The following is a 7,138-nucleotide window of genomic DNA, read 5'->3' on the forward strand; positions in this document are numbered from 1 at the left end:
GACGGAGCGCGGGGCCGGGCGGGTTGCCCGGCCCCGCGTCTGCGGATCAGGTGCCCGGCTCAGCGCTCCAGGATCGCGGTCACGCCCTGGCCGCCGGCGGCGCAGATGGAGATCAGGCCCCGGCCGCTGCCCTTGTCGGCGAGCAGCTTCGCCAGGGTCGCCACGATCCGCCCGCCGGTGGCCGCGAACGGGTGCCCGGCCGCAAGCGACGAGCCGTTGACGTTCAGCTTCTCCCGGTCGATGGCGCCGAGCGGGGCGTCCAGTCCCAGCCGGTCCTTGCAGAACTCCGGGGACTCCCAGGCGGCGAGGGTCGCCAGCACCTGCGAGGCGAACGCCTCGTGGATCTCGTAGAAGTCGAAGTCCTGGAGCGTCAGCCCGGCCCGGGCCAGCATCCGGGGCACCGCGTACGCGGGGGCCATCAGCAGCCCCTCGTCGCCGTGCACGAAGTCGACGGCGGCGGTCTCCGACCAGGAGAACCACGCCAGCACGGGCAGGCTGTGCGCGCGGGCCCACTCCTCGCTGGCCAGCAGCACCGTCGAGGCGCCGTCGGTCAGCGGCGACGAGTTGCCGGCCGTCATGGTCGCCGCCTCGGCGTCGGGCCCCTTCGCACCGAAGACGGGCTTCAGCGAGCCGAGCTTCTCCAGGCTGGTGTCGGGGCGCAGGTTCGCGTCGCGGGTCAACCCGAGGTAGGGGGTCAGCAGGTCGTCGAAGAACCCCCGGTCGTACGCGGCGGCGAGCCGCTGGTGCGAGCGCAGCGCCAGCTCGTCCTGCGCCTGCCGGTCGATCTGCCAGCGCAGCGCCGTGCGGGCGGCGTGCTCCCCCATCGACAGCCCGGTACGCGGCTCCGCGTTGCGCGGGATCTCCGGCTTGAACGGCTGGGTGGGGCGCAGCTTCGCGGCGATCTTCAGCCGCTCGCCGAGGGTGCGGGCGCTGTTGAGCCGGAGCAGCGTGCGGCGCATCTCCTCGTTGACGGCGAGCGGCGCGTCGGAGGTGGTGTCCACGCCGCCGGCGATGCCGACGTCGATCTGACCGAGGGCGATCTTGTTGGCGACCAGGATGGCCGCCTCCAGCCCGGTGCCGCAGGCCTGCTGGATGTCGTACGCGGGGGTGTGCGGGTCGAGCTTCGAGCCGAGCACCACCTCGCGGGTCAGGTTGAAGTCCTTCGCGTGCTTGAGCACCGCGCCGGCCACCACCTCGCCGACGCGCTGGCCGGCCAGGCCGAACCGGGCGACGAGCCCGTCCAGCGCGGCGCCCAGCATGTCGGCGTTCGACGCGCTGGCGTACCGCGAGTTGGACCGCGCGAAGGGGATGCGGTTGCCGCCGATGACCGCCACCCGCCGGATGCTCTGCACGATCCCGCCTCCTCGAAAGACTTGCCCTCAACCTACTCGCCAGTAGGCTACGCCTATGACCGACAGGTACGCGAGCTTCGTCCGATCGGGGGCCGGCCGCACGCTGGTCAAGCGCCTCGGGCTGCCCGACCCGCCGCGACTGCGCCGGCACACCCCCGGCGATCCCATCGCGCCCGGCCCCGTCCTGCTGGGCGCCGCGACCGGCGGCCGGCTCGCCGAGCGGGCCGGCAAGGTCCTGACCGCCGCCGGGGTCGAGCTGCGCGATCCCGCCGCCGTGGAGTCCACCGAGCGCTTCGCCGCCCTGGTGTACGACGCCACCGGCATCACCGACTCCACCGAGCTGCGCCAGCTGTACGACTTCTTCCACCCGCGCGCCCGGTCGGTGCTGCCCAGCGGCCGGGTCGTCGTGCTCGGCACCCCGCCCGACGAGTGCGGCTCCCCCCGGGAGGCGACCGCCCAGCGGGCCCTGGAGGGGCTGACCCGCAGCATCGGCAAGGAGTTCGGCCGGGGCGTCACCGCCCAGCTCGTCCACGTCACGAAGGACCCGGACGCCGGCACCTGGACGAGCGTGGAGGCGACCCTGCGGTTCCTGCTCTCCGGCCGGTCCGCGTACGTCTCCGGGCAGGTGGTCCGGGTCGGCGCCGGCACGGCCGGGGCGCCGGCCGACTGGGACCGCCCGCTGGACGGGCAGGTCGTGCTGGTCACCGGGGCGGCCCGGGGCATCGGCGCGGCGCTGGCCCGGGTGCTGGCCCGCGACGGGGCCCGGGTCGTCGCGCTGGACATCCCGGCGGCCGGGGACGAGCTGGCGGCGGTCGCCAACGAGATCGGCGGCACCGCCGTCCAGCTCGACCTGACCGCCCCCGACGCCCCGCAGCGGCTCGCCGAGCACCTGGCCGAGCGGCACGGGCGGGTCGACGTGGTCGTGCACAACGCCGGGATCACCCGCGACAAGACCCTCGGCCGGATGGACGCCGACCGGTGGGACTCGGTGCTCGACGTCAACCTCTCCAGCCAGGAGCGGATCAACGACGTACTGCTGGAACGGGAGCTGATTCCGGCCGGCGGCCGGATCGTCTCGGTCTCCTCGATCGCCGGCATCGCCGGCAACCGGGGCCAGACCAACTACGCCACCAGCAAGGCGGGCGTGATCGGGCTGGTCGGGTCGCTCGCCCCGGCGCTGCGCGAACGGCAGATCAGCGTCAACGCGGTCGCCCCCGGTTTCATCGAGACCCGGCTGACCGCGCGCATCCCGCTGGTGATCCGCGAGGCGGGCCGGCGGATGAACAGCATGTCCCAGGGCGGGCTGCCGGTGGACGTCGCCGAGACCATCGGCTGGCTGGCGTGGCCGGCCTCCGGCGCGGTCAGCGGCAACGTCGTCCGGGTCTGCGGCCAGAGCCTGCTGGGGGCGTGATGGCGAGGAGAGGACAACCGGCACCGGACCCGGACGACCTGTCGGTGCACGAGCTGATCGACGGCCCGACCGAGATCCTGTCGCAGGACACCCTGGACGCGATCCGCGGGCCGGCGGCGTCCGGCCACGACCTGAGCCTCGAAGAGACGCACGACCTCGCCGCCTCCGCGGCCGAGGCGACGCGGGACCTCTCGGGCGGGGGCCCGGCCGGAACGGGTGCCCGGGAGCGCGTCGAGCTGCCCCGGATGCCGGCCGCCGGGGCGCTCTACCGGCGGGCGCTGCTCGGCGCGCTGCCCGGCCTCGGCGGCGGGCGGCGGTCGGCGGGCGTCCCGGCGGTCGAGCTGGCCGTCGGCGGGATCGCCGTCGACCGGACGCACCTCGCCGACTACGACCGGGTCTGCGGTTTCCGGCTCACCGACCGGCTGCCCGCGACGTTCCCGCACGTCATGGGCTTCCCGCTGGCGCTGCGGCTGATGACCACGCCGGCGTTCCCCATCCCGCTGACCGGCGTGGTGCACGTCGGCAACCGGATCACCGTGCACCGCCCGGTCACCACCGACGAGACCCTCGACTTCCGCGCGTACGCCGAGAACCTGCGCCCGCACGACCGGGGGCGGCAGGTCGACGTGGTGCTGGTCGGCTCGGTCGACGGGGCGGAGGTCTGGCGCGGCGTCTCGACGTACCTCGGCAGGGAGGGCAAGCGGGGCGGCGGCGGGCGGCGCGAGCAGGCCGGGCGGCCCGCGACGCCGGCCGACTCTGCCCGCTGGCGGGTCGATCCCCGCGTCGGTACGGACTACGCGCGGGTCTCCGGCGACCACAACCCGATCCACACCTCCCGCCTCGGCGCGCGGCTGTTCGGCTTCCCCCGGCCGATCGCGCACGGGATGTGGAGCAAGGCCCGCTGCCTGGCGGCGCTGGAGAACCGGCTGCCGGACGCCTACACGGTCGAGGTGGCCTTCAAGCTGCCCGTGCCGCTGCCGAGCACGGTGAGCTTCGGCCTGCTGCCGGACGGCGGGTTCGCCCTGCACGACTCGCGCGGCCGACCGCACCTGGCGGGCCTCGTGCGCTGAGGCGCCCCTGCCGAAGCTGGGTACGCCCCTGCCGGATCCCGTCCCGGACTTGGCAGGGGCGTTCTCGTGCGCTAAGTTCTTCTCAGATCGAGATGTTCTCAGAATGAGAGAGACATGGTTGACGAGCAGGACTTCCTGGCCGCGTACGACCCCGGGGCCTACCCGTCGGTCGCCGTGACCGTCGACGTGGTGGCGCTGACCATCCGGGACGGCGCGCTGCACCTGCTGCTGATCCGGCGCGGCCAGCCGCCCTTCGAGGGGCGGTGGGCGCTGCCCGGCGGCTTCGTCCGCCCCGACGAGGACCTCACCGCCGGCGCCCGACGGGAGCTGGCCGAGGAGACCGGGCTCGGCGGCGAGGGACTGCGCCGCGTACACCTGGAGCAGTTGGGCAGCTACGGCACCCCCGACCGCGACCCGCGCATGCGCGTCGTCTCGGTCGCCCACCTCGCGTTCGCCCCCGACCTGCCCGACCCGGCCGCCGGCACCGACGCCGACGAGGCCGGCTGGCTGCCGGTGACCGCGCTGGCCAACCGGCAGCTCGCCTTCGACCACGGCCGGATCATCGACGACGCGCTGGAGCGGGCCCGCTCCAAGCTGGAATACACCCCGCTCGCCACGCGCTTCCTCGCCGGCGAGTTCACGATCAGCGAGCTGCGCGCTGTCTACGAGACGGTCTGGGGCCACCCGCTGCACGCCGGCAACTTCCACCGCAAGGTGCTCTCGGTGCCGGGCTTCGTGGAGAGCACCGGCACCAGCACCGAGCGCGGCGGCGCCCGGGGCGGCCCCCGCGCCAAGCTCTACCGGGCCGGCGACGCCCGGCTGCTGCACCCGGCGCTGCTGCGCCCCGCCCGGGAGGAGACGGTCCGATGAGGACCGCCGAAGCCATCCGCCTGGTCGCGGCGGCCCGCACCGACGCCGACCTGTTCGGCACGGACCAGCCGGCCCGGCGGTACCGCGAGCTGGTCGCGGCCCTGCACCCCGACCGCCTGCCGGCCGACCCGGCGGTACGCGCCGAGGCCACCGACGCGTTCGTCCAGGTCACCACCCGCTGGCGGGCCCGGCAGGTCACCGTCCTCGGCGACTACCGACTCGGCACGCCGGCCCACTCGGGCGACCTGGCCGACCTCTACGACGTCGGGGCCGACCGGCTGCTCAAGCTGCCCCGGCGACCCACCGACAACGACCTGATGGCCCGCGAGGCGCACGCCCTGCGCACCATCGCCGAGCGCGGCGACGCGCGCTACCTGCCGTACGTGCCCCGGCTGGTCGAGGAGTTCCGGCACCTCGACGCCGCGACCGGCGCCGAACGGCGGATCAACGTGCTCGCCACCGCGCCCGGCCTGCACGACCTCGACGAGGTGCGGCGCGCGTACCCGGACGGGCTGGACGCCCGCGACGTGGCCTGGATGTGGCGCCGGCTGCTGGTGGCGCTCGGCCTGGCCCACCGGGCGGGCGTCGTGCACGGCGCGGTCCTGCCGCCGCACGTGCTGATCGAGCCGGACGGGCACGGCGTGGTGCTTGTCGACTGGTGCTTCTCCGCCCCCGTCGGCAGCACGATCCCCGCGCTGGTGCCCGGCTACGACGCAAACTGGTACCCCGACGAGGTCCCCCGGAAGCGGCCCTGCGGGCCGGGCACCGACATCGCGATGGCCAGCGGATGCATGAGCTGGCTGATGGGGCCGCGCGCGCCCCGCGAGCTGGACGCCTTCGCGCGGGGCTGCCGCCAGCGGGCCCTGGGCGCCCGGCCCGACGACGCGTGGCGGCTGCTGCGCGAACTGGACGAGGTGCTGGACCGGCTCTACGGGCCACGCACCTTCCGACCCTTCACCCTCAACCCCTAAGGAGCTGTCATGGGCAGTGGAATGTGGTCCACCGACGTGTACGACGCCGCCGACCGCTACCGCCGGAAGACCGGCAAGAGCGCGTTCTCCTACAGCGACAGCGGGGCGCGCAAGGTGCACCCCGCCCTCGACCCGCGCGACGCGATGCGCGAGAGCCGCGACTCCGACGAGCACCCCCGGTCGACGCCCATCGCGGTGCTCTTCGACGTCACCGGCTCGATGCGCAACGTGCCGCGCGTCCTGCAGACCAAGCTGCCGCAGCTGCTCGGGCTGCTGCAACGGCAGGGCTACGCCAGCGACCCGCAGATCATGTTCGGCGCGATCGGCGACGCCACCTGCGACCGGGTGCCGTTGCAGGTCGGCCAGTTCGAGTCGGACAACCGGATGGACGACGACCTCGGCCGGATCGTGCTGGAGGGCGGCGGCGGCGGGCAGATGACCGAGTCGTACGAGCTGGCCATGTACTTCATGGCCCGGCACACCGTGACCGACTCCTGGGAGAAGCGCGGCCGGCGCGGCTACCTGTTCATCATCGGCGACGAACTGGCGTACCCGCAGGTGAAGGCCCGGGAGGTGGCCCGCGTCGTCGGCGACGACCTGCGCGAGGACGTGCCGCTGCGGCAGGCCGTCGACGAGCTGACCCGCCGCTGGGACACCTACTACCTGCTCCCCGCCGGCAGCCACTACTCCGGCAACGCCAAGGTGCTCGACTTCTGGCGGGACCTGCTCGGGCAGAACGCCGTCGTGCTGGACGACCTCGACGCGGTCTGCGAGACGATCGCGCTCACCGTCGGGCTCGGCGAGCAGGCCATCGACCTGGACGAGGGCCTGCGCGACCTCGACCGGGCCGGCTCGGGCGCCACCGGCACCGTCTCGAAGGCGCTGGCCCGCCTGCGCGGGGGGCGGCGCGCCGAGGTGTCGACGCTGCCCGCGTTCCGCGACACCGGCGGCGAGGTGACCCGGCTGTGAACCACGTCGCGGTGGTGGACCTCGGCTACGGCGACGCTGGCAAGGGCACGGTCGTGGACTGGCTCTGCGCCACCCGGCCCGTGCACACGGTGGTCCGCTTCAACGGGGGCGCGCAGGCGGCGCACAACGTCGTGCTGCGCGACGGCCGGCACCACACGTTCGCGCAGTTCGGCGCCGGCACGTTCCACCCCGGTGTCCGTACGCACCTGTCGCGGCACGTGGTGGTGGACCCGCTGGCGCTGGCCGCCGAGGCCGACCACCTCGCCTCGGTCGGGGTGCCCGACGCGCTCGACCGGTTGACCGTCGACGGGGAGGCGCTGCTCGCCACCCCGTACCACCGGGCCGCGAACCGGGCCCGGGAGATCGCCCGGGGAGCCGACCGGCACGGCTCCTGCGGGCTTGACGACGGCGGAGGGGCGGGATACGCCCGCCCCTCCGTGTCGAACCGCTGCGCCACACGGGGTGGAACAAGAGGTGCGTGCGTCGGCGGCCCGG

7 protein-coding genes are annotated in these 7,138 nt (G+C 74.6%); 6 read left to right on the forward strand and 1 reads right to left on the reverse strand.

Features of this window, described 5'->3' with window-relative positions; all coding sequences use genetic code 11:
• Positions 1 to 59: 59 nt before the first annotated feature.
• Positions 60 to 1,352: an acetyl-CoA C-acetyltransferase gene (locus AB0B83_RS04525; protein WP_357576955.1), complete on the reverse strand. Its 1,293-nt coding sequence runs from the start codon at positions 1,350 to 1,352 to the stop codon at positions 60 to 62.
• Positions 1,353 to 1,407: 55 nt separating this feature from the next.
• On the opposite strand from AB0B83_RS04525, the gene AB0B83_RS04530 reads away from it, so the two are divergent.
• The 6 genes from AB0B83_RS04530 to AB0B83_RS04555 all read left to right on the forward strand — a co-directional run.
• Positions 1,408 to 2,763, forward strand: coding sequence for a 3-oxoacyl-ACP reductase (locus AB0B83_RS04530; protein WP_357576956.1), 1,356 nt, complete (start codon positions 1,408 to 1,410; stop codon positions 2,761 to 2,763).
• Between the two features lie 245 nt (positions 2,764 to 3,008).
• Positions 3,009 to 3,833: a MaoC/PaaZ C-terminal domain-containing protein gene (locus AB0B83_RS04535; RefSeq protein ID WP_357576971.1), complete on the forward strand. Its 825-nt coding sequence runs from the start codon at positions 3,009 to 3,011 to the stop codon at positions 3,831 to 3,833.
• 114 nt (positions 3,834 to 3,947) lie between these two features.
• Entirely contained in the window at positions 3,948 to 4,703 is a 756-nt protein-coding gene (locus tag AB0B83_RS04540; protein ID WP_311412109.1) for an NUDIX domain-containing protein, read from the forward strand.
• Positions 4,700 to 5,674: a serine/threonine protein kinase gene (locus AB0B83_RS04545; protein ID WP_357576957.1), complete on the forward strand. Its 975-nt coding sequence runs from the start codon at positions 4,700 to 4,702 to the stop codon at positions 5,672 to 5,674. The genes AB0B83_RS04540 and AB0B83_RS04545 overlap by 4 nt, the downstream gene beginning before the upstream one ends.
• Positions 5,675 to 5,683: 9 nt before the next feature.
• Positions 5,684 to 6,643, forward strand: coding sequence for a hypothetical protein (locus AB0B83_RS04550; protein ID WP_357576958.1), 960 nt, complete (start codon positions 5,684 to 5,686; stop codon positions 6,641 to 6,643).
• Positions 6,640 to 7,138: adenylosuccinate synthetase (locus AB0B83_RS04555; protein WP_357576959.1), on the forward strand; the 499-nt coding region annotated here is incomplete at its 3' end. The genes AB0B83_RS04550 and AB0B83_RS04555, both read left to right, overlap by 4 nt.

Source organism: Micromonospora sp. NPDC049060, from assembly GCF_040649055.1.
GTDB lineage: Bacteria > Actinomycetota > Actinomycetes > Mycobacteriales > Micromonosporaceae > Micromonospora > Micromonospora reichwaldensis.

Excerpts from the sequence above, each read along its gene's own strand:
- AB0B83_RS04530 (WP_357576956.1), top strand. The coding sequence starts at position 1,408 with ATGACCGACAGGTACGCGAGCTTCGTCCGATCGGGGGCCGGCCGCACG.
- AB0B83_RS04535 (WP_357576971.1), top strand. The coding sequence starts at position 3,009 with ATGCCGGCCGCCGGGGCGCTCTACCGGCGGGCGCTGCTCGGCGCGCTG.
- AB0B83_RS04540 (WP_311412109.1), top strand. The coding sequence starts at position 3,948 with ATGGTTGACGAGCAGGACTTCCTGGCCGCGTACGACCCCGGGGCCTAC.
- AB0B83_RS04545 (WP_357576957.1), top strand. The coding sequence starts at position 4,700 with ATGAGGACCGCCGAAGCCATCCGCCTGGTCGCGGCGGCCCGCACCGAC.
- AB0B83_RS04550 (WP_357576958.1), top strand. The coding sequence starts at position 5,684 with ATGGGCAGTGGAATGTGGTCCACCGACGTGTACGACGCCGCCGACCGC.